Below are 606 nucleotides of genomic sequence, written 5' to 3' on the forward strand. Positions count from 1 at the left end.
TTAATAGCGACCATCGTACCGTTTCATTGCAACCAGCGGCTCTATCATCGATTTCTGAAGCCTTATAAAACAAGCGCTTAAATACCCGCCAATAACATAGCCATTTGGGTAAATTAAAGTACAAGCACATATCGGCTTCGCGATAACGTATCTCGAATGATTTACTGGAATTACCATCAATAATCCAGCAAGGCTTAGCAACTAATTCTTTTTGGAGTGACAAAAAATTCTCATATTCTCGTGGCACCCAATCGGCAATAAAAAAATATTTATCTAAATGGAACAAAGGAATATTTAAACTCTTTTGCAACATAACAGAAAAAGTGGACTTGCCACTTCCTGGTCTACCAATAATCATGATGCGTTGTAAGTTTATCATTTCATTCAGAGTTTAATTTACAGTTTTCTTTTCTTATAGATGCAAATGATTGTTGTATTCATCCGCTACACTATCTAAAACTTTAAGTAGTCTGTTCTTCACTTAACTGTTTAAGTACGGTTTTTATCGTAGCATGGGAAAAACCTCGGCCACTTAAGAAACGAGCCAATTTTGTATTTATCGCCTCATCTGTATCATTTTTAAATCCACGCATTTTTTTCCGAGCT

At 35.5% G+C, this 606-nt stretch carries 2 protein-coding genes; both read right to left on the reverse strand.

Annotated elements, in window-relative coordinates; all coding sequences use genetic code 11:
• On the reverse strand, nt 1-379 hold a 379-nt coding region (locus Lstg_RS14895), incomplete at its 3' end, for a P-loop NTPase family protein (protein WP_058478467.1).
• A gap of 82 nt (nt 380-461) precedes the next feature.
• Complete coding sequence (locus tag Lstg_RS17595) at nt 462-593, reverse strand: regulatory protein RecX (protein WP_238585453.1); 132 nt, start codon at nt 591-593, stop codon at nt 462-464.
• Between the last annotated feature and the right edge of the window lie 13 nt (nt 594-606).

Origin of the sequence: Legionella steigerwaltii (genome assembly GCF_001468065.1) — a bacterium.
In the GTDB taxonomy this organism is placed as follows: domain Bacteria; phylum Pseudomonadota; class Gammaproteobacteria; order Legionellales; family Legionellaceae; genus Legionella; species Legionella steigerwaltii.

Coding starts and splice junctions, on each gene's coding strand:
- Lstg_RS17595 (WP_238585453.1), bottom strand. CDS start 593: ATGCGTGGATTTAAAAATGATACAGATGAGGCGATAAATACAAAATTG.